Annotated in this window: 23 protein-coding genes and 1 pseudogene; 9 read left to right on the top strand and 15 right to left on the bottom strand. The window is 43.8% G+C overall.

What is annotated here, in order from left to right:
• Nucleotides 1-54: 54 nt before the first annotated feature.
• Nucleotides 55-813, bottom strand: coding sequence for a tyrosine-protein phosphatase (locus A37S_RS0109880; RefSeq protein WP_028296844.1), 759 nt, complete (start codon nucleotides 811-813; stop codon nucleotides 55-57).
• Between the two features lie 220 nt (nucleotides 814-1,033).
• On the opposite strand from A37S_RS0109880, the gene A37S_RS0109875 reads away from it, so the two are divergent.
• On the top strand, nucleotides 1,034-1,324 hold the full coding sequence (locus A37S_RS0109875) for a Bor family protein (protein WP_028296843.1): 291 nt from the start codon (nucleotides 1,034-1,036) through the stop codon (nucleotides 1,322-1,324).
• A 231-nt stretch (nucleotides 1,325-1,555) separates the two neighbouring features.
• Nucleotides 1,556-1,780: a helix-turn-helix domain-containing protein gene (locus A37S_RS0109870; RefSeq protein WP_051292976.1), complete on the top strand. Its 225-nt coding sequence runs from the start codon at nucleotides 1,556-1,558 to the stop codon at nucleotides 1,778-1,780.
• Nucleotides 1,781-2,196: 416 nt separating this feature from the next.
• On the opposite strand, the gene A37S_RS0109865 is transcribed toward A37S_RS0109870, so the two are convergent.
• Entirely contained in the window at nucleotides 2,197-3,423 is a 1,227-nt protein-coding gene (locus tag A37S_RS0109865) for a type II toxin-antitoxin system HipA family toxin (RefSeq protein WP_028296841.1), read from the bottom strand.
• Nucleotides 3,420-3,728, bottom strand: coding sequence for a helix-turn-helix domain-containing protein (locus A37S_RS0109860; protein WP_028296840.1), 309 nt, complete (start codon nucleotides 3,726-3,728; stop codon nucleotides 3,420-3,422). The genes A37S_RS0109865 and A37S_RS0109860 overlap by 4 nt, the downstream gene beginning before the upstream one ends.
• A gap of 429 nt (nucleotides 3,729-4,157) precedes the next feature.
• Here A37S_RS0109860 and A37S_RS28290 point away from each other — a divergent pair, with 429 nt between their 5' ends.
• From A37S_RS28290 to A37S_RS0109845, 4 genes are all read left to right on the top strand, one after another.
• Complete coding sequence (locus A37S_RS28290) at nucleotides 4,158-4,355, top strand: outer membrane beta-barrel protein (RefSeq protein ID WP_157278550.1); 198 nt, start codon at nucleotides 4,158-4,160, stop codon at nucleotides 4,353-4,355.
• 176 nt (nucleotides 4,356-4,531) lie between these two features.
• Nucleotides 4,532-6,106, top strand: coding sequence for an IS21 family transposase (istA, locus tag A37S_RS24270; protein ID WP_245586349.1), 1,575 nt, complete (start codon nucleotides 4,532-4,534; stop codon nucleotides 6,104-6,106).
• Between the two features lie 47 nt (nucleotides 6,107-6,153).
• Entirely contained in the window at nucleotides 6,154-6,870 is a 717-nt protein-coding gene (gene istB, locus A37S_RS0109850) for an IS21-like element helper ATPase IstB (protein ID WP_028296839.1), read from the top strand.
• An 84-nt stretch (nucleotides 6,871-6,954) separates the two neighbouring features.
• A complete protein-coding gene (locus tag A37S_RS0109845) occupies nucleotides 6,955-7,578 on the top strand; it encodes an outer membrane beta-barrel protein (RefSeq protein WP_342663598.1) in 624 nt (207 codons plus the stop codon).
• Between the two features lie 145 nt (nucleotides 7,579-7,723).
• Here A37S_RS0109845 and A37S_RS0109840 read toward each other — a convergent pair whose 3' ends face one another.
• The 7 genes from A37S_RS0109840 to A37S_RS0109810 form a co-directional block, all read right to left on the bottom strand.
• On the bottom strand, nucleotides 7,724-10,120 hold the full coding sequence (locus A37S_RS0109840; protein ID WP_084163845.1) for a TonB-dependent receptor: 2,397 nt from the start codon (nucleotides 10,118-10,120) through the stop codon (nucleotides 7,724-7,726).
• A gap of 384 nt (nucleotides 10,121-10,504) precedes the next feature.
• Nucleotides 10,505-10,636 (bottom strand): pinensin family lanthipeptide, encoded by a 132-nt coding sequence (locus A37S_RS27745; RefSeq protein ID WP_211229759.1) that lies wholly within the window; start codon nucleotides 10,634-10,636, stop codon nucleotides 10,505-10,507.
• Nucleotides 10,637-10,832: 196 nt separating this feature from the next.
• Nucleotides 10,833-11,024 (bottom strand): hypothetical protein, encoded by a 192-nt coding sequence (locus A37S_RS0109830; protein WP_028296836.1) that lies wholly within the window; start codon nucleotides 11,022-11,024, stop codon nucleotides 10,833-10,835.
• Between the two features lie 324 nt (nucleotides 11,025-11,348).
• Nucleotides 11,349-11,552 carry a hypothetical protein gene (locus A37S_RS0109825; protein ID WP_028296835.1) on the bottom strand — a complete coding sequence of 68 codons (204 nt, stop codon included), beginning with the start codon at nucleotides 11,550-11,552 and terminating at the stop codon, nucleotides 11,349-11,351.
• Between the two features lie 2 nt (nucleotides 11,553-11,554).
• A complete protein-coding gene (locus tag A37S_RS0109820) occupies nucleotides 11,555-12,871 on the bottom strand; it encodes a DUF3526 domain-containing protein (RefSeq protein WP_028296834.1) in 1,317 nt (438 codons plus the stop codon).
• Entirely contained in the window at nucleotides 12,868-14,277 is a 1,410-nt protein-coding gene (locus A37S_RS0109815; RefSeq protein ID WP_028296833.1) for an ABC transporter permease, read from the bottom strand. The genes A37S_RS0109820 and A37S_RS0109815 overlap by 4 nt, the downstream gene beginning before the upstream one ends.
• Before the next feature lie 17 nt (nucleotides 14,278-14,294).
• Nucleotides 14,295-14,996: an ABC transporter ATP-binding protein gene (locus tag A37S_RS0109810; RefSeq protein ID WP_028296832.1), complete on the bottom strand. Its 702-nt coding sequence runs from the start codon at nucleotides 14,994-14,996 to the stop codon at nucleotides 14,295-14,297.
• 124 nt (nucleotides 14,997-15,120) lie between these two features.
• On the opposite strand from A37S_RS0109810, the gene A37S_RS26630 reads away from it, so the two are divergent.
• Nucleotides 15,121-15,498, top strand: a complete 378-nt coding sequence (locus A37S_RS26630; RefSeq protein WP_084163844.1) for a Fur family transcriptional regulator — start codon at nucleotides 15,121-15,123, stop codon at nucleotides 15,496-15,498.
• Between the two features lie 116 nt (nucleotides 15,499-15,614).
• Here A37S_RS26630 and A37S_RS0109805 read toward each other — a convergent pair whose 3' ends face one another.
• Both A37S_RS0109805 and A37S_RS26625 read right to left on the bottom strand, forming a co-directional pair.
• Nucleotides 15,615-16,442, bottom strand: coding sequence for an IS5 family transposase (locus A37S_RS0109805; RefSeq protein ID WP_028296831.1), 828 nt, complete (start codon nucleotides 16,440-16,442; stop codon nucleotides 15,615-15,617).
• Between the two features lie 75 nt (nucleotides 16,443-16,517).
• Nucleotides 16,518-16,871: a hypothetical protein gene (locus tag A37S_RS26625; protein WP_084163843.1), complete on the bottom strand. Its 354-nt coding sequence runs from the start codon at nucleotides 16,869-16,871 to the stop codon at nucleotides 16,518-16,520.
• On the opposite strand from A37S_RS26625, the gene A37S_RS28140 reads away from it, so the two are divergent.
• On the top strand, nucleotides 16,863-16,991 hold the full coding sequence (locus A37S_RS28140; RefSeq protein ID WP_281169863.1) for a hypothetical protein: 129 nt from the start codon (nucleotides 16,863-16,865) through the stop codon (nucleotides 16,989-16,991). The two genes, A37S_RS26625 and A37S_RS28140, sit on opposite strands and share 9 nt — an antisense overlap.
• A 39-nt stretch (nucleotides 16,992-17,030) precedes the next feature.
• Here the strand turns inward: A37S_RS28140 and A37S_RS0109790 are convergent, their stop codons facing one another.
• Nucleotides 17,031-17,237, bottom strand: a complete 207-nt coding sequence (locus A37S_RS0109790) for a hypothetical protein (RefSeq protein ID WP_211229758.1) — start codon at nucleotides 17,235-17,237, stop codon at nucleotides 17,031-17,033.
• 206 nt (nucleotides 17,238-17,443) lie between these two features.
• On the opposite strand from A37S_RS0109790, the pseudogene A37S_RS24260 reads away from it, so the two are divergent.
• Nucleotides 17,444-17,709: pseudogene (locus tag A37S_RS24260) on the top strand (helix-turn-helix domain-containing protein).
• Nucleotides 17,710-17,794: 85 nt separating this feature from the next.
• On the opposite strand, the gene A37S_RS27075 reads toward A37S_RS24260, so the two are convergent.
• Nucleotides 17,795-18,079, bottom strand: a complete 285-nt coding sequence (locus A37S_RS27075) for a hypothetical protein (RefSeq protein WP_157278544.1) — start codon at nucleotides 18,077-18,079, stop codon at nucleotides 17,795-17,797.
• 52 nt (nucleotides 18,080-18,131) lie between these two features.
• The gene (locus A37S_RS0109780) at nucleotides 18,132-19,004 is read right to left on the bottom strand and encodes an Rpn family recombination-promoting nuclease/putative transposase (RefSeq protein WP_028296827.1); all 873 of its coding nucleotides are present in this window, start codon (nucleotides 19,002-19,004) and stop codon (nucleotides 18,132-18,134) included.
• Between the last annotated feature and the right edge of the window lie 21 nt (nucleotides 19,005-19,025).

The raw sequence follows: 19,025 nt of genomic DNA, 5'->3' as shown, positions 1-19,025 counted from the left end.
TTATTTAGATCTTTAGCTATTTCCCTAAATGCGCACTGTGAACCAAAACATCCGCTATTGGCGCACTACGCAACCAGCATATATCTCTGTGTTCATCAAGGACAATCCATGTAGATCCTCATAGGCTTTACCCGAAAGGACATATTGTTTTATTCTGTCCAGATGTTTTTGATGATGCAAATCAGTACCCACTAAGTCATATAATCCCTGTTTGATTAGGTGACTGGCCATTTTGGCTACTTCTTTCCCATAATATCCCGTGGGTGACAAAAGATTGAGCTGCAATAGGCAGCCGGACTCTTTGAGTGCGTTTATGCGATTCCGATTTTGAAAATAAAATGCGTAGCGTTCCGGATGCGCCAAGATAGGCTTATAGCCCTTAATAGAGATATCGAAAAGCAGCTGTTCCACATTGGCCGTTTCCACGATATACGACATTTCAACCAAAAGATAATTGTTTGGCTGTGGCAACAGCATATCTTCCGCTAACAAGGAAGGAAATGCTCCTGACATCATGTACTCGGCACTTGCAGACAAAGGGACCTCCATACCTCTATCATTCAACTCTTTCTGCAACAAGTCACGTGAAGATTCAATGGTAAAAGGCGTATTGGGGTGTACTTCGTCATACACATGTGGCGTACAGATAAACCTTCGATAGCCCAAAGCAAGCAATTCTTCTATGAATGTCGCTCCAGTGGCTGCATCTTGCACCCCATCATCTATACCGGGCAACAGATGCGAATGCATATCCACCCCTATCCATCCGGCATCCTTAATCAACTTCTTCTTCGACCACAAAAATGAAAACATTGAACAGCTATGATTCTTAAAACAAAGTTAAAATTTATTTATGAAGTATGGTAGTGTTTTACCAGTAACTATCTAAATAAATCGAGCGTATCATGTGCACTTCATCGACAACAGATACCGTATATCCTCCAAATTGCGCTTTTCGTCTATTTTATTACCATGCTATTTTTCACAGCACTATGTTTGCTTCTCAAAAAAGAAGAATAAAAATTAAACTCAAATGAAATCATTACAAAAAGGCATTCTCTTAATTACGACATGCGTGTTGTTAAGTTCGTGTTATTCTTACACAGCAGTGGTAGGAAAGGGTCCACAGACCAATCAAAAAGCAAGCAAATGGAATCACTATGCAGTATATGGCCTCGCACCAATTTCCGTAGTCGACAGCAAGGAACTGGTAGGCGATGCGAAAGATTATTCCATCAACATTACACATACTTTTATCAACGGTTTAGTATCGGGCCTTACTTTTGGACTCTACAATCCAACTACCGTTACCGTGACCAAATAGTTCTCTTTTCACCATGAGGCTTTATAAAAGATTGTTGCTTATTCTGTCGATCACGCTTTTTAGCCTGTGTGCAGTTCAAGTATTTCAAGTATTGTACACTAACGGATTTACACTCAATAGATATGGCTATGGCTTTTTGATAGGCAATCTGCTGCTACTGCTTTTAATAGTATATTTTACCTATTGGCTCATGAAAGGCAAAAGGAAGACCTCCGGCAGTTCAAGCGGGAAATGCTGGAGGAGTTCAAGCAAATCATCGGGAGCGGGGAAAAAGAAGGCCTTGACAGGGAATGGCTGAAAAGTGTCGAGGTGCGCAGGCTGCTGGGCATATCGCCCGGTACATTGCAGAACCTCCGTGTAAACGGCACGCTACCCTACCGCAAGGTGGGCGGCAGCATGTACTACCGCAGGGAGGACATCAGGAAAATGATGGAGGGAGGTAACGGCAAAGGCTGAACGGATGGAATTGCCCAAGCACGCGTTCAGCGCGTTCTTTGAGCGGATTGGCAATGATAGGCGCTTACTGCCCACGCACATCGGGTTGGTGGCAGCATTGTTCTACCACCACGATTGCGGCAACCCACAGCCTATGGCAGTCAAAATGTTAAATAGTTTAAAACATTGTTTTACAATTAGTTATGATGTTATCAGTGAGTAAAGGTATGCGAGGAATTGACTCACTGTTTTTATGCGAATAATTGAATGAATCAGGATTTTTGTTTTTTGATGTGAAGATCTGTAGCCCACCTGGTACTTTCTGTGAACACCTTTTGGCCTTTTTTGAAATACTGAGGCCGATTTTAAACAAAAAAGGAGGATAGAGGTAGAGGGAAGCCGCAAAATGTCACGAAACATAATGGATGGGAATCCATTTAGGATAACATCGAGTTTAAGACCAATTCGACATTGACTTTATTGACATTATAATTTTTGGACAGATATTCCCATCGTGCTAATGCGCTCTTTGTTTGCTCTATAATTTCTTCAATAAGTCTTTTGGACAACTTGGCTTCCAAGCCAAGTTTGACCATATCACGAATCGCCGGGTTTTTACCCTCGCCCATAACCATGGTACTTTGTTCTCCGTTTGGTCCACTTGAAAAAGTAAGGTCATAAGCAGGGGCTAATTTCCAGTCTCCGTTTTCGTGCATGAGAAAACTGAAATTTTTGGCGTGATCGTCCCTGTTATGCGCCAATACATTAAAGACAGCAAGGCGATACATTTTTTCGACTTCACGAATATCTTTTGTTAGCGCACCGGTTAAATTGAGCAAGTCTTCATAATCCAACGACGGCGTTCTAAAATCACTATGCAACAAGCCGCTTGCGGTATGCATGTGCAACCTCTTGTTCCCATCCCTGTCGAAACGTTTAACGGCAAAATAGCCCGCGCCTTTCTGCGAAGGGAACAAATGCACATCAGGCATTAAGACACCTGCTTCTTTCGCCATTAATGCATAAACGTATTCAATCGCTCCTGCGTCAGGACCATCTTGCGAATTGGGGAATTTGACAAGCCAAGGCTCATAGCCCACCTCAAGTTGCTTTGCTCCGTATGAGCTGTTTTTGCGATCGGCATCCACACCAATAAGTGCTTTTGGCCGTGCGCCGGCAGATGATCCGTTCAAAGCAAACAATTCTTTTATGACTTCTTCCGAGCTGCCTTGCAGTACTTCTTCTGTTTGTAACGCCAAATGATCCAGGTCAATCAATTCATGAACAGCGGATGGGCTATTATCGGGTTCGTAAACCAAGGCACCCATACCGTGCAAGCCGACATGTGCCAGACGATCCAGTGGCGATATATGGGTTGGCAATATTCCCTGTGCTCTTGCCATGCGCTCAAAGAGCAAACGCCCCCAACCATCGGGCAAACTATCGCTAAAGACACCTGCCAATCCCTCGAAAGGACGTTGTGGCAGTTCTACAACACCTTTTTGCAAGGGCAAGCGGAACGGAGATATTTCTATGCCTTTTTGTGTGAAGTCCTCATTATACTCAAAATAAATAACACGGTCGCGTATGGCTAAACGCCCTACCGGCTGAATCCCCGAACCGAAATCCAACCCGACCTTGATTTCTGTAACGGGCTGGATCATTTTTTACGTCCTCTTTTTCGGGTTATGCTATTCGTATCTCTTAACACTTCATCTATGGATGTGAAGTTTGGCTTTGACGGTTTCAGAACGCCAATTATTTCTTCCAGCCCACCAACAACCATCAATAGTTTCAAAAGAGATTCTAAAGAAATAGCGCCCTTTTGTTCAAACTTGCGCAGTGTGGCAAGAGGAACTCCTGAACGTTCGGCCAAGCCCTCTTGAGTTAGTTTCATCAATAGCCGCCTTTCCCGAATGTTCCCAGCTATTCTTTGTTGAGCTTTGGATGGAGAAATAAGTGATATCATAATAGCAGTAAACCTATTTATAAGATAATTAATAACACTATAGTATCACAAATATAAGGAATTTTAAAGAAAAACAGACCATCCAACCTGCAGCGATAATCCTGTCAACCTTGCACGTTAAAATAGCCAAAATTTCAAATTTAATCTAGCTACAACATCAATATAATCTACCCAATCCTGCATCATTTTTGTGCGTTCAACTAAAAATTGCACCATGTCATAAGCTGTATCATAAAGAAGATCAAAATGCCGAAACCCTAAGGAGAAATCGAACTTTGGAAGAAATGCCTTACAAAACAGCCACAATAGCACACTCTCTTTTAACAGCTACATCGACTCAAGTATCACCATCGGAAGTAGTATATCCTTCGCCAATAGTAGCGTGTCAAATCATACTGTTAATGAAGCAATTTACCAGGTGGAACCAACATCCACCTATATGCTGAATGCCATAACGACCTTGCTTCTTTTGTCCACTACACCGACCCATTTTCAGTCGAAACGGGAAATCAGTTTTTAAAGCCTATGATAACGAATAATGTAAGAATAGGTTATCATTACCTCAACCATATGTTTTCGATATTACTGGATATACTGGCGCATACTGACCCCTCAAGATTGAATTAAATTTAGGGGTGTTTATTGCGTTTAAAGCCTATATTCGCCTGCCATACTGGCTGATGTTGACCCCCTAATTTCGTTTTTCAATTCATTACGCTGGAGCATGCTGACCCCTTTGCGAGTAGTTTCTGTTACTTAGTAATCAAACAATTGGATCACTGATGGCCGGGAAACCAAAACGAATGAGTCAGATAAAACAATTAATCAGATTGTACCAGGGAGGCAGCGGAATAAAGACAATCGCCCGCATTCTTGGAATGAGTAAGAATACGGTGAGGTCATACCTTAAAAAGATGGCCGAAGGCGGGTTCAATACCGAAGAACTTCTTAAACAGGAGGATCCTTTGCTGGAAAAATCGTTCCATGCAGGAAATCCTGCCTACAAAGCGGATAAGTTTGAATACCTAAAAAGCCGTCTTAGTTATTATGAAGAAGAACTTAAGCGCACTGGAGTCACTAAACTGTTGCTATGGCAGGAATATATTGAAAGTGATCCCACCGGCTATAGCTACCCGCAGTTCAACTATCATTTAAGACAACAGCTTGTCTCACGAAAAGGCAGCATGGTGATGGAACACATCGCCGGGGACAAACTATATATTGACTTTTCCGGTAAAAAGCTACATTACATTGACCGTTCCACAGGAGAGCTGATAGCCTGCGAGGTGTTTGTGGCCTGCTTGCCCTTTTCAGACTATGCTTTTGCCATGACAGTGCCGTCTCAACAGACGCCGGACTTTTTGTATGCACTGAGCTGTTGTCTGGAAACCTTGGGCGGAGTGCCCAAAGCTATTGTTCCGGATAATCTGAAAGCAGCGGTCACCAAGGCGGATAAATACGAGCCGGTCCTGAACCAGTCCATGGAAGACTTCGCCAACCATTACGGTACAGCTGTGGTCCCGGCTCGTGCAGGGCGGCCTAAAGACAAGTCTCTGGTAGAAAATCAGGTAAAAATGATCTATAGCCGTGTTTTTGCACCACTGAGGAACAGACAGTTCTTTGATATCCATTCGCTCAATGCCGCTATAAAAGCCTGTATGTTAAAGCACAACCAGACGCGGATGCAGCAAAAGCCATACTGCCGGGAAGAGCGGTTCTTAAGTGCAGAAAAATCCACATTAGGCGAACTTCCCAGAGATCGCTTCGAGCTGAAGTACTATGCTGAACTCAAAGTTGGTGATAATGGGCATATCTACCTACAGCGCAACAGACACTACTACAGCGTGCCCTTTGCCTATATCGGGACAAAAGTAAAGATCATTTACACACGCAGTATGGTCTGGATCTATTGTCAGGGCAAACAGATTGCTGCGCACATACGCAGTTATCAGGAAAATGCCTATACCACTGTTGCCGAACACCTAAGATCTGAGCATCAGGCCTATAAGAACCGATCCCATGAAACGTACCTGGCAAGAGCAAAAGCGCATTCTGCGGAGTTTGCTGAACTTCTGGAGGCTCTCTTTGAGCGTGCGCGCTATCCCGAACAGTTATTCCGTACCTGTGACGGACTGTTCAGGTTAAAGCGGGACTTCCCGGTAGAAGAGTTTGATAAAGCATGCAAATACGTCCTAAAGAATAAGCTATATACCTACTATTACTTTAGAAATGTGCTTGAAAACGGAACAGCCAACAATCAGGAAGAGACTTCCGTAAAAAGATCCTTACCGGAGCATACCAACATCAGGGGCAGGACATATTACCAGAACAGCGCACCGACACTATTTGATCAGCCTGAAGATGGACCAGCGATATAGTAACCCCATAATATATAAACAGAATAATACATCAATAATAAAACAAGATGAACATTGAAACACAGATGAGAGCGTTGCGCTTACATGGTATGGAGCGCAACTGGAAAGCGCTGAATGAAACACGCCGTAGTACAGAACTTACCCTTTCCGAAGGGTTGGCCCTATTGCTGCAGGCAGAAGCGGATGAACGGGATGAAAAGCGGTTTTACCGCCTTAAACAGAATGCGGGGTTCCGTTATCAGGCTTCCATAGAAGAGATAAACATGGTTGCCAGCAGGGGTCTGGACAAAGGGATGATCACTACGCTGGCCACCGGTGAGTACATAAAAAAGGGAGACCCCATATTGATCAGCGGTGCGACGGGCTGCGGAAAGAGCTTTCTCTCTTCAGCTTTGGGCCATCAAGCCTGTGCCCAGGGATATAAAGTAATGTACTTCAATCTACAAAAACTACTTCTGAAGACTAAAATGGCCAGACTGGAAGGCACTCTGCATAAGCTAATGGATAAAATATCAAAATCAGACCTGCTTATTGTCGATGACTTCGGACTGGTAAATCTGGACCAGCAGCAAAGGCTCGATCTAATGGAGATAATTGAAGACAGACACGCTAAGGCATCCACCATAATTGCCAGTCAGCTGCCTGTGGCCAGCTGGTATGACGTCATCGGGGAAGACACAATTGCCGATGCGATACTCGACAGACTGATCCATGGATCTTACAGAATAGAACTTAAAGGCGAAAGTCTAAGAAAAAAGAAGTAATATTGTCAGGTCATCAGTTGGACTAAGATACTAACTCGATAGAGGGGTCAATATGTCCAGCGGAGGGGTCAACATCAACATTATATCCAATTACTAAGCAGAGACGATTCCCCCATTGCACGGAACCAGGTAACAGCCAATTCTACAGGGGACTTAATGATGCTTGCTCTACAAAACCTTGTCCGGCAGGATAACTTAACACTCTTAGTAGGTCTGCCTTTTAAAATAGGCAACTGGTGGGATATGAATTACCATATTACCGGAGGCTGGCGGCGGTTTAATCTAGATTATACAGCTTTACCTGTTGAGAAAATATATTTTACCTATTCTGCAAGCGTAAATCATGCTGTCAAACTACATAGAGACTTTCTGATGGAAATCTCCGGATGGTATAATGCCTTGTCGTATGATGGTTCAAAAAAGATAAAAGGTTTCGGGTCCGCTAATATGGGACTGAAAAAGACATTGAAACAGAACTGGGGGAACGTTCAATTGTCGGTGGTTAATATTTTTAAAACCATGAACCTGAAAAGCTATTACGGAGCATTAACGAGGGAGGCCTTTAACTTGAACAGTGAAGTGACCTACGTTCCGGAATCAGGAAAATCCCGCATTTTTAAGGTCACCTATTCCAGGAACTTCGGTGGTACGCGAGCAACATCACGGAGCAATGGCAGTACAAGCGACGAAAATGATCGTATCAGATAAAAAAGCGCGGAAAAGACAGCTGCGTTGAACGACCAACTCATCAGCAACATAGTTAACCAAATGTAGCCCACGTTGAGGATGCGAGGTCAAGGACACGAGTAATTTATTTTATGAGCGCTTATTTGCGATTTTTTCAAAAAACCTATCAAAGCCTTTCCTGTTCTTCAGTTCTTCTTGTGGATGACTTGAGGAGCTCACCGCCGAAATGATATTGAAGTGATAAACCGAAAATTCTGCTATAAGGTTTGTCCCGGTAATAATAATCCGTAACATCAGTTTGCGAATTTGCCCAGTAACGATTGGTGTTCAACACATCACTGACGCTGAACTGTGCTTCCAGCTTGTTGTTCAGGAATGACTTTTTTATACCGAAATCGATCCAGCCGACAGGCTCGGTCAGGTAGATACCGCGCAATTCAGAGGTATAATAAAATCCCGAGAGATTCACGTTAAATCCTTTGGGCAATGAAATATTCTGCTGGAGGGAAAACATGCCCGACCATTGCGAGAGCTGCTTATCGCCAGAAAGTTGCGAAATGGGATAGGATGTATAACTGATGTCGGAAAAGAGCTGGGCATCCCAAAAAGGGAATAGCTCTATTGGTGCAGACAAGGTAACATCAAGGCGGTTCCGCGCGCCGAAATTGGCGCTCTGACTTTTGATCGTTGTGCCGTTATCATCAATGACCACTCTACGGTTAATATAATTGAGACTTTGATTGTAAGCGGCGGAGAAAATATATTTCCGTTTCAAGCTGTAGGTGAGACTATATATCCAGGAAAGTTCGGGAACCAGGTCGGGGTTGCCAGAATAATAAAAATACCGGTCATTGTACCAACGAACGGGGTTCAGCTCGGTATAGGATGGGCGATTGATACGCCTGCTTATCGAAAGATCTATTTTGTTATCATCATTAATGACCCGTCCTACAGTTAAAGAGGGAAAAAGCTTGGTATATTCCCATTTATTGTTGACATCCTGCTTTATGGTGATCCCATCCGCATTAGTGTGCTCCACCCGTAGCCCGGCGTCCACGCTTGTTTTGCCGAACATTTTAGACCCCGAGAAATAAGCCGCTGCAATCCTTTCCTTGTATTTGAAATGGTTGCTCATAGCTTCTACTTCCACAAACTTTCCTGTCTGTAAGGTATCAAAACGGAATTGGTTGTCGTTTTCCACTTCGGCATATTTCAAACCGGCTTTAAGGGAGAATTTTCCATAAGGCAATTCGGTATCGGTCTGAACAGATTTTATTTTCACAAAACCTGGTTGATATGACCTGAGCAAATGTTCGTTCTGGAAATTTCCGTTCGCATTGTAATTTTGTGTTGTCATCAATCCGTCGGAATAATTTCGGTACGATGTGAAATATGCATCTGCCGTAATTTTTTTTCCGAGCGAATCTATATCATGCTGATAATTAAAATTAAGGGCATCGTAATGATAAGGTTCTATCAGGTCGTTTGTGGAACGGATAAAAGAATGCGATCCGTTTGAAGAGCTTAATCTGTTTACAGTAGAATTGTTGTAGCTTTTAAAATCGTCAAAATAACCGTGATAGTTTAAACCTATTTTGTGTTTTGGCAAAAACTGCCAGTCGGCGCCCAATCGCCAGGTGTAGAATTTTACTTTATAAATACTTTCATTCTCTCTTTTTAATTGCAACAGATTTCCCGCATCGTTGATGGTATTTCCGCTTTTGTTTTGCGTGTAACTGTGCGGCGTTTTGAAATCGAACATTCCGTTTAAACTCCAATTTTCTGCGCGGAAACTAGATGCAATGTTTTGGTTGTTCATCCAGAACTTCCCCTTTGAAACAGCACCGCGAATGTCCACCGCATAGCCTTGATTTAAATTTCTTTTGGGGATGATATTGATAATTCCCGAATTGCCCGCAGCATCAAACTCTGCCGGCGGCGCGGTAATCAGCTCAATTTTATTGAGGTCTTCGGCACTCATTCCTCTAAGGTAATTGCTTAACTGACCACCGGAAAGATAAGTCATTTTCCCATCTATCAAAACATTTATCCCTGTCGACCCGCGAAGTATAATGTTTTCGTTTTGGTCAACGGTAACGCCGGGCAGTTTTTTCATCATGTCAAAAGCGGTAAGCCCTGATGTAGTAGCCAGACTTTGCACATTGAAAACAATCTTTCCCTTGTCGGTTTCAAAGATTTGCTTTTTACCTGTAATGACTACTTCTTCTAGACTGGTAAATTCTTCCTTGAGTGAAATGTTTAACATAAATGGATTATTGGCTTCCGTTATTGCTATCGTATCACTTATAAACTCTTGGTAGCCGAGATAAGATACTTTGATAATATATTTATTGTCTTTGTTTACTCCAAACTGAAAATATCCCAGGCTATCCGTCCATGTTTGCAGCTGATCAGTTTCGTGGGCTACGTTTTTCAATGCAACACTGATAAAAGCGATTCCATTTGCACTATCCGTAACCCTTCCTTTGATAAAGGTCTTTTGCGCAAACAAAGGATTGATAAAAAAAGTAAAACAAAAAACAACAATTCTATGCCACATCATTAAAGACTGTTTTATATTCCATTATTCTCGATGACGTTTTTAAAATCAGAATGGCGCTCATCAGAGTGAATAAAACGAAGCCCATCCACGATAAGCAGCATGATATCGGCCGTTTGTTCTAAAATCTATTTTCAAGCACCGATAAATTATTCGCGATATTATCGCAACTGTGTTGCAAATATAAACAAAAGAACATAATGCACCTATGTTGCACAAGATGAAAAAGAGGCCAATGACATAAAATACAAGTTTAGAGAGGTGTATTCAGTGATGGATGATCAGCAGGAAACCCTCTTTTTGTCCTGTATGGTTTTAGGTTGTTGGTGCGGACTACTCCAGAGCAGTTAAGCTGTTAGTTGTACTGAAACACAATCTTAGGCCAATTCACATTAAAATTTTTGAAATGACCGCACCTAAACCACCTGCAAGACGTTGTGAAATTTCTGAACTGATGCTTGTAACAAAGTCGCCCACTTTCAGTTCATCCAATGTCAGTTTTCTTTTTTGATCTTTCATTTTTTTTGAAATTTAAAAGTAATGCCTGATAATAAATGGGGGCTGCATATCCCATTACGGTGCAACATCTCAAAGACAACAACTATAGCAATACTGTTGCATAATAAATGCAAATATTTTTTACAGCTGGAAGGCAACCGAAAGTTTAAAATTAAAAGGCATTCCCTCTGTATAATAGCCATTTCCGTTATAAATATCACCCGTTTTGAGCAAGTTCGTCCCGGAACATTTTCAGCGCTTCTTTCTGTTGGATGCTGATATTAGAATAGGTTTTATATCCTCCGATTGTAGCAAATAGCAATAAACCCCAAACGATAAAGCTTAAAAAGATAAAGATTTTACTACGGAATGTTTCCTTGATCTCTTTTTTTGCTACGATTAACCACATGTCAGTAAATGCTATTCCAGTAAAGATTGATGCAATATTGTTGCAATAATAAACATAAACCAACTAAATAGCAACTATATTGCATTTGTAGTTTAGAACTACTATATTTTTTATGCCAACGTGTCTCTAACGCATCAATTTCTTACCTCGCTCTTAGATAATCTTGCAAACCGGCAATTATTCTTTCTTTGTCAATCTCCTGCCCCGATAAAAACCAGCTGCATTCAGGTAGCCGCCCCATTGTTTGTTCCAAAGGCATTCAAAAGTTTTTCCGTAATAGATTAAGGTAAACGAAAAGGTCTTTGGTGATTTCTTATCTTCATTTTAATCACTTTTCAAGGCCATTTCAAGCCATTGAATGATGTTTTGCAAATGCTGCTCTCCGTAGAGCTGAACGAACTTGCAGGTTTCGGGATTCCCCTCGTCCCAGTAAACAGCCAAGCGTTGCCTTGCAAACTCTTCGGTCAGGTTAATTTTGCAATCGTTTATGATACAGCTTTTCCACTGCTCAAATGTTTGCGGTATCATTTTCAGTTGTTGGTTTTAAATGCGTTCACATATTCGAGAAACCTCTTCTTATCCACCGTTTCTTTGTTCCAGCTATCTTGTAGCAGCAGTTCCACTTTTTTATCGATCACAGCCTGTATATCGGTTCTGTACTGGCGGTAAGCATAATAATCTGTTTCGCACAGGGCATTTATCCTGTTCTGAAACCAGCTTACGGGATTGAAGCAACTGGTATTCCTTATAAAACGGTTCTTGTCTTCATTGCTGTTTTCTACCGTTAAGGCAGCCTTTTTCATTAGCTTGTTGATCAGTCCGCTTGCCGAATTGCCTATAATCCCCTCGTTAGCCAACGTATCTTTTGCGTATTGGGTTTCTGTAAGGTCAGGATAGGCTGCCAGCAACCTTTGCTTTACGGTATCGGCGGACAGGCGGTACAGTTTATAGGTTTCGTCCCGGCTGGCATCGAGGTAATCGGTCATATAGCTTCCAGGATATTTAAGCGAAGCCAGTTGATGTATGCCTCCGGGTATAACGACACAGAAAAGCAGCCATAGCGAAGCCATCTTTATAGCTTGGCTAGCACTTCCTTTCCCATTCAGGTTGATAAAATAGAAGGCCGCAAACCATAGCAATGTATATAGCACTATCAACAAATACAGTGTTATAAATGTACCTGACAATGCTCCTGTAATGGTGGCGTAAATCAGCATCAGGAGAAGCAGCGTTCCCGTAAGCAATAGGAAATAAAAACCAAATCTTGCCAACAGCCATTTTCGGGATGAGGAATGATTGACCCGTATCAAACGGTCAAACCCCAGATCTTTTTCCAATCCACCGATGTTGAACAGCAGGATGATGGCTAAAACCGGCAGCAGATAAAGGATCACAAAACTGAAATCCAGTGTGCCGATAGCCAGTCGTTCAGGGTTGGCTATTTCTTCGGAAAGGTCGGCATCGAACGTGCTGCTCCCGTTGGTTACCTCCTTGTAATACCCGAACTGTTCTGCTTGCCCAATGCTAAAAGGCATCAAAGGGGAGGGTACTTTAAGAACGGATGCCGGAGCGTACCAGATGGCCCGCATCGGGGTGGTAACATCTATCCACGGTTTATCATCAGGGCCTTTTTTACCGGCATCATACCAGCCGATTACTTCGGCCGTGTTTTCTTTGTTTTTAGCCTTTATGGTTTCAATCTCGGCATTTTGCCCGTGCAGCAAAATATAGCCGTTTTGCAGACCGTAAACGGCAGCCCCGATAAATAAAATCAGGGAAGCTATTTTAAAAGGGCTCCGGACAAAATGCCGGAACTCGAATGATATAATGGAGAACAATTGCTTCATATCAGTTTTATTTTTTTAGCCGTGAGCCATACAAGTAATGTAGTTGCCAAAGCCCACAAAGCCAGCAATAACATATCCGTTCCATAATGAATGCCTACACTCCGGACAGCAGGCGTGCCGTACTCGAAATCTCTTACGGATCTAAAAAAATCATTGCCTTCTTTCCAGCCCCAATCGCCTGTTTTCGAGCCTCCGTAGGCTTGCTTTTCGTTCAGTGTTTTGATCAGGTCCCGGCGGTAATTTTCTGCCTGTCGCAAAAAGTCTAGGTGATGGTACATATCGCTGCCGCTAAAGCCCATGCTGGCGCTTTGCAAGGAGGCAAAAGGGTTAAAGATGCCCGAAAGTTGATACACTTGCTTCTGCTTTTGAAGAATATCATAGTTGTTCCCGAAATGCTTATCCCAAACGTCATTTCCGTAATCTTCGTCGGCTTGCATGCGCAACCCATCGTAATTAATAGGAAGCTCTTCAACACTGTTAACATTGTATTTTGCCAGCACTTCCTGTTTAAGTGCATCGGAACGTTTATCGGAGGGATTGTGCCCGTCCAGCCCTTTGGAACGGTCTTCCTGCATAGCTGTCTTAAATTCCTGACGGCTGGGCAAAGGATGGAGCTTGTCGGTCGTATTGCCCCATATTTTGGGCAGGAAAATGGTCCATAATATCCATACCGCCAGCATAGATGATAAGGATGCCGCATTGCTTTTTAGCCTTGCCGAAAACCAAGTGGCCAGCAAGGTGATGACATAATAGTAAGCGGCATAAGCCAACAATAACAGGGCTGTTCTGGTGAAGCTATCTGTATCTGTGCCTTTCGTATTTAAGAGCATCTGCATACCGACCGTTACGATAAGCAACAGCAGACCGTAAGCCCATACGCTTAGGGCTTTTGCAAAGATAAGCTTGGAAAGCGATGTACCTTGAAATACCAATAGCTTAAGCCGCCCGGTTTCTTTTTCGCTGCTTACCGATGCGAACGCAAGGAAAATAAGAAAGAGCGGAATCACATATTGCAATAGCAGTGCTGGTTTCAGCTTTCCGAACTTTGATACCGATAGGGACTGTGATGCTTCGGAATATGCTAATTCGTTTTGAACGTGTCCTTCCAGCCGGAGTACGTTTCCCGTTATGGCGTTAATCCCTTCGTCAATACTGTTTAGCGTATTGGTTGGTTTAAAAGCGTAAGAGCCGTAATGAGCCGCGCTATGAGGGTTCATGGCATCAATGCTTTCCCATTGCTCACGGACGTGTGCCTGTGCCGCCTGTTGCTGTTCCCGCTGTTTGTTGTTCTGTGAAATGCCTAAGTAAGTGACCAGGGTTAAGCCAATAATAAAAAACAGGGTGAGGTAAGCCAGTACCTGTATGCGGAGCAACATTTTCCATTCGTTGAGGATAATCTGTTTCATTGGAAATAGTTTATGGTTTAGCCCTGCATATAGTCGAGGTAGATCTTTTCCAGTTCGTTGGCAGTTACTTCCGATGTGTTCATTTCCTTAACCAGCACGCCGTGTTTTAATATGCCGATGCGATTGCAGGTTTCCCTTACCCTGAAAATATCGTGTGATGCCATTAGTATGGCTGCTCCTTCCTTGGCCAGTCTTTGAAGTAAGGCGGAAAGCTCATTGCTTGCCAAGGGGTCTAAGCCGCTTGCAGGTTCATCCAATAAATAGACTTTGGCCTTTTTGGCATAGGCGATGGCAATGCCCACTTTTTGCCGCATTCCCTTGGAATAGGCTTCCGTCTTTTTGTTGTGGGCGTCTTCCTGTAAGCCACAGGTGCTAAGGATACCCGAAAGTTCCGCACTACTATAATGGATACCTGCCAGCTTGCAGAAATAATCCAGGTTTTCAATACCTGTCAGATAAGGATAAAGATTGACGTTTTCGGGGATATAGCCCGTTTGTTTCCTTGCACCTTCGGCATTGGTGCTGGTATCTGCACCGTTGACGAGGGTCGTGCCGCTGTCAGGCTTCAGGAAGCCCAGCAGCATATTCAGCGTGGTTGACTTTCCTGCGCCATTCGGCCCGAGCAGTCCGTATATTTCACCACTGGCTACGGACAAGGAAAGGCCACTTACGGCCTGCTTTCCTCTGTATGACTTACTTGTGTTTTCGATTGCTATCATAATTCAATATTGTTATATTTGGGTAACCTACTTACAATCTTATTAATGCAACAGTATTGCAAATGTAGTGATTATTTTTGTCATTGCAACAGAGTTGATATAAACAATCAACTTTGTAGTAGCAATGAAGAATACGAGAAATACAAGGGCTAGGACTGAAATCCTGAACCTCATAACCAGTTCAGAGGAGGCATTGTCACATTCGCAGATACAGTCGTCCTTGAAGGATCTGTGCGATAGGTTTACGATTTACCGTGTGCTAGATAGGTTGACATACGAAGGTATTATTCATAAAGTCGTGAATATCGATGGGGTTATAAGGTATGCAAAATGTCATAATTGTGACGAAAAACATCATCCCGACCATATCCATTTTAGTTGCGAACAGTGCCATACCGTCACTTGCCTAGAAGATGTGGAACCCCAGTTTAAGTTACCCAAAAAATATAAAGTCCACGAAGTAAATTTTACCGTGTCAGGAATTTGCCCAAGTTGCTCTTAACTCACTATTTCAAGATGAAACGGAGATCTGCTGCATTGTACCCCCTTTGGAAACTGGAACCCAATGTGATACTCCCGCTTTGTTGGACAACTTTAACACTAAACCAAGGAACTTGTTTAAACTTTTCCCATTCTTTTTACCCTCCTTAGGAACAGCGCACTGAAAGCTATCCAATGCATTGACATCCAGTTCCGCGCGGTGGTTTCATATCTAATCAGCAGGGCCTTGAAGCTATCCAGCCATGCGTTTGCGTGTTCGATTACCGTGCGCCGTTTGTAGAGTTGCTCATCGAAGTAGCGGTATTCGGTGGCTTCGGCCTCACCTTTCCTTGGGTTTGCCTTGATGTTCGCCTCGATTTCCGATTCCGAACAATACTGGCGCAGTTCATCTCCGTCGAAACCCGGGTCTGCATTCATAAACACACCCTTCATGCTGATCCCGGCCTCTTCCAGCAGGTCACACATGGCCCCGAAAAGTTCTTTTATCCGATAAAGGTCATGGTGCTGGCCTTCCTGTGGAACTCCCATGGACAGCATCTGTCCAGAGTTGTCGCAAAGGAACAGCGAATTGCTCGTCTTGGCCGATTTGCGCCCTTGGTAACCAAAGGCCTCCCCACCGCTCTTGGCCGGGGTATGGCTACCGTCCAGTTGGGCCGGGGAAAGGTCAAGGCACTCACGGTAACGCTTCAGCAGGTTCACCCAAACCGATTGCCAGGAACCATCCCCGCTCCATTTGTTGAAATAATAGTAAACATGCTGCCAGCAGGAACCTTGTGAAAGGAAGTGCCCCACCGGAAGCTCCCGCCACTGACACCCTGTCTTCAGCCGGTAAAATATTGCCTGTATCACCTCAGCAAGGCATATCCGGGGTTGGAAGCCCCGCTTACCCTTGCTATGATGTGGTAAAATATGTTCCATTATCGTATCTTTATCGATGATTCCCAATTTGATTCCGTGTTTTATGATTTAGCACCACAAAACTGGAAATTTTATTGGGAATCTTCTTTTACAATGAAAAGTTTAAACAACTCCATAGATAAAGTTTTTTAGGAACACCAAGAAGCTGATAATGCGGCCGTTGTCGTACCTGCCGTGCGATAGCAGCGCCCGTGCTATGGTGCTCCTGTCTTCGCCAAGTTCTTCCTCTGGCGCCTTGCCCTCCAGCAACGCCTTTTGACAGGTAACCACTATCAGCGCAAAGATATTGTCCATGGCCAGTAGTTCCCCCTCTCCATGGTCGAAGATGTGGTAGCTGCGGTACTGGAAATGGATGCTCGTGTCCAGTACCTTGGTGCTGTACTCGGATGGCCTGCCCTGTCCCTTGCTTCCCGTGTACACCACTATGGTGGCCACGGGGTAGTATTGGTGGAGCATGCAGTACCTGATGGACTGGCCCTGCACCTCCTCCGTACCGCTTCGGTATTTGTACTGGATGTTTATGCCCTGCCATGTACGGAAAGGGTATACGCACAGACCACCATGTACTTTACTTGATGCTCGTTCAGAAGTTGGATGAAATCGATAAAATCCTGTTCAAACATCATGGTTCCGCTGGTTAACTGTTTTTTCCATGTATTTGGGATAGGTTCCGAGCAACCAACTGTAGTATGCCCTGCGCAGACGTGTCACTTCGGCTATCCGTTCAGAAGCTGGACGGTCTAACCAAAGCTGGATGTCCAGTAGGTCTTCTCCCTCTATTTTTACTTGGTTGGCAACCATTGCCATCTTCCTTTTCTTCATGGGTTCTTGCATGACTTATCAATGTATACGGAATTTTAAACAGAAATAAAACAACTCAGGGCATCTATCCACCCTTGCCTGTGTTCTTTCTGATGTCGTTGACAAACTTCCCTTTTGGAAAGTCTATATACCACATGCCGTGTAAACGGCGCAAATCAATACCCCGCTATCGGGATATACGGATATGGGAACATAACAATGGGAATATGGAAATAGACATCGTCACACGGGAAGACCTCCGGCAGTTCAAGCGGGAAATGCTGGGGGAGTTCAAGCAAATCATTGGGAACAGGGAAAAAGACAATCTTGGCAGGGAGTGGTTAAAAAGCGCAGAGGTGCGCAGGCTGCTGGGCATATCGCCCGGTATGTTGCAAAGCCTCCGTATCTGCCGTATCGCAAGTTGGGCGGCAGCATGTACTACCGCAGGGAGGACATCAGGAAAATGATGGAGGGAGGTAACGGCAATGGCTGAACGGATGGAAATACCCAAGCACGCGTTCAGCGCGTTCTTTGAGCGGATAGGAGATGACGGGCGGTTGCTGCCCACGCACGTCGGGTTAGTGGCGGCATTGTTCTACCACCACGATTGCGGCAACCCGCATGGCCATTTCCACGCCAGCCGCAGGAAGCTGATGCGCTTCTCGCGGATACGCTCCATAGGCCTTGCCCTCCGGCGCCCTTGACCCAATTCCCCCGCCTTGCGTTCGGTGGCCTAAGCGGTGAAAATGCCTTGGTGTGTGCAGATTTAAAAACAAGGCTACTGAAATGAACCGATACGAGCCAATAAGAACCAATAGTGAGCCGATAGCGAAATGTTGGTCGTGTGTACGCGAGGGGTACAAAAAAAGCCGTCCGTTTTGGGGATGGCTTACTCTATGAATGGTGAGCGTTCTGTTAAAGCTTTTCGATTTTCTCGATGGACAGCTTGGTAAATTTGGCAATCTGCTCAACGGAAATGCCGTCCTTTTTCATTTCACGGGCAATTTCCATTTTTTCTTCTTGTTTGGCCTCCTTTGCGGCCTCATTTACTGCATAGTCCAACACAGCTTTGTTGTCCCATTTGCGTTTCAGACTTGTATCGTACATGGTCTTTTCCTCCTTTGTCAGATTGCTGTATTCAGCAATATTAAACAGTTTTTCAAAAATCGGTTTGCGCAGATATACCGGAATCTTATCCATGCTACTCATGTTCTTCAAAACATAGAGCCATTTGTCAAGGTCGGTATCCAGTTCCGCTTCCGTTTTTACAAATTTAATCAATTCAATGAATATATACCCCAGCCCTTCGTAAAAAACTTTACCTGTCTCCCTGTTACTTAGGCAAATATCATGCAGAAACTCTTGCTCATTACCCGCATCCAAGGAAAAATCTTCCAAGAGCGCGATGAGATACACTTCTTTCACATTATACGCCCATTCGGAACGTTTTCCCTTTGGAGCCTGTTCGGTAATCAAGCGGCTGGTGTAGAAAATTGCACGTTGCTTGAAGTTCCCCTGTTTTCCCCTTTGTACTTCGATGATGAATTGCTCCCCATCGTTTCCTGTACAGGTAAGGTCGAATATGGCACCGCCCTCGTTTACCGTTTCGCCCGGATGTTCGTTTTTGTTGTAAACCAGATCCACGATGTGTTTCCGTCCACGGAATACGCCGTTGAGGAAGTCAATCAGCAAGTCCTTGTTAGGTTCGCTCCCGAAGAGCTTTTTAAATGCAAAATCGGTTAATGGGTCGATATAAGTACCTATTGTTGGTTGTGCTGTTTTGGCCATGATTCAAATATAATGTATTTT

The sequence above is a fragment of the Olivibacter sitiensis DSM 17696 genome (assembly GCF_000427965.1).
Classification (GTDB): Bacteria; Bacteroidota; Bacteroidia; order Sphingobacteriales; family Sphingobacteriaceae; genus Olivibacter; species Olivibacter sitiensis.
The sequence above is the reverse complement of the archived record's forward strand: the minus strand, read 5'-3'. Positions and strand labels throughout refer to the sequence as shown.

Excerpts from the sequence above, each read along its gene's own strand:
- A37S_RS0109860 (WP_028296840.1), bottom strand. The coding sequence starts at position 3,728 with ATGATATCACTTATTTCTCCATCCAAAGCTCAACAAAGAATAGCTGGG.
- A37S_RS0109880 (WP_028296844.1), bottom strand. The coding sequence starts at position 813 with ATGTTTTCATTTTTGTGGTCGAAGAAGAAGTTGATTAAGGATGCCGGA.
- A37S_RS26625 (WP_084163843.1), bottom strand. The coding sequence starts at position 16,871 with ATGCTCCACCAATACTACCCCGTGGCCACCATAGTGGTGTACACGGGA.
- A37S_RS27745 (WP_211229759.1), bottom strand. The coding sequence starts at position 10,636 with ATGAAAGATCAAAAAAGAAAACTGACATTGGATGAACTGAAAGTGGGC.
- A37S_RS0109840 (WP_084163845.1), bottom strand. The coding sequence starts at position 10,120 with ATGATGTGGCATAGAATTGTTGTTTTTTGTTTTACTTTTTTTATCAAT.
- A37S_RS0109830 (WP_028296836.1), bottom strand. The coding sequence starts at position 11,024 with ATGTGGTTAATCGTAGCAAAAAAAGAGATCAAGGAAACATTCCGTAGT.
- A37S_RS0109875 (WP_028296843.1), top strand. The coding sequence starts at position 1,034 with ATGAAATCATTACAAAAAGGCATTCTCTTAATTACGACATGCGTGTTG.
- A37S_RS0109825 (WP_028296835.1), bottom strand. The coding sequence starts at position 11,552 with ATGATACCGCAAACATTTGAGCAGTGGAAAAGCTGTATCATAAACGAT.
- A37S_RS0109870 (WP_051292976.1), top strand. The coding sequence starts at position 1,556 with ATGCTGGAGGAGTTCAAGCAAATCATCGGGAGCGGGGAAAAAGAAGGC.
- A37S_RS0109865 (WP_028296841.1), bottom strand. The coding sequence starts at position 3,423 with ATGATCCAGCCCGTTACAGAAATCAAGGTCGGGTTGGATTTCGGTTCG.
- A37S_RS0109810 (WP_028296832.1), bottom strand. The coding sequence starts at position 14,996 with ATGATAGCAATCGAAAACACAAGTAAGTCATACAGAGGAAAGCAGGCC.
- A37S_RS0109780 (WP_028296827.1), bottom strand. The coding sequence starts at position 19,004 with ATGGCCAAAACAGCACAACCAACAATAGGTACTTATATCGACCCATTA.
- A37S_RS0109820 (WP_028296834.1), bottom strand. The coding sequence starts at position 12,871 with ATGAAGCAATTGTTCTCCATTATATCATTCGAGTTCCGGCATTTTGTC.
- A37S_RS0109790 (WP_211229758.1), bottom strand. The coding sequence starts at position 17,237 with ATGAAGAAAAGGAAGATGGCAATGGTTGCCAACCAAGTAAAAATAGAG.
- A37S_RS0109815 (WP_028296833.1), bottom strand. The coding sequence starts at position 14,277 with ATGAAACAGATTATCCTCAACGAATGGAAAATGTTGCTCCGCATACAG.
- A37S_RS26630 (WP_084163844.1), top strand. The coding sequence starts at position 15,121 with ATGAAGAATACGAGAAATACAAGGGCTAGGACTGAAATCCTGAACCTC.
- istA (WP_245586349.1), top strand. The coding sequence starts at position 4,532 with ATGAGTCAGATAAAACAATTAATCAGATTGTACCAGGGAGGCAGCGGA.
- istB (WP_028296839.1), top strand. The coding sequence starts at position 6,154 with ATGAACATTGAAACACAGATGAGAGCGTTGCGCTTACATGGTATGGAG.